Source organism: Blastomonas sp. CCH1-A6, from assembly GCF_001556365.1.
In the GTDB taxonomy this organism is placed as follows: domain Bacteria; phylum Pseudomonadota; class Alphaproteobacteria; order Sphingomonadales; family Sphingomonadaceae; genus Blastomonas; species Blastomonas ursincola.
This window is the reverse complement of the sequence record NZ_LSIS01000391.1, coordinates 1-256: the sequence shown is the minus strand read 5'-3', so window position 1 is coordinate 256 and position 256 is coordinate 1. Positions and strand designations below refer to the sequence as shown.

Sequence of the window (256 nt, the reverse complement as noted above, 5' to 3'; positions counted from 1 at the left end):
GCTGTAGCTGGACGCTGCCGTCGCCGTCGTCGGACAGCCCGAGATCCTGCCAGTCTCCGCCCGCCGCCAGCGTGGCGGCGCGGATCGAGCCACCGAAGTCGAACGCGAAGACCTGGGCGTTCTCGTAGCGGCGGAACTGCATCGCCATTAGCGCGAGCAGCACCGACTTGCCCGCGCCGGTCGGGCCGACGATCAGCGTGTGGCCGACATCGCTGCCATCGGGGTGAAGGGAAAACCGGAACGGGGTCGAGCCTTC

1 pseudogene is annotated in these 256 nt (G+C 69.1%); it reads right to left on the bottom strand.

The window, feature by feature from the left end:
* Positions 1-256 (bottom strand): annotated as a pseudogene (locus AX735_RS17835) (conjugal transfer protein TrbE); the annotation flags it as partial.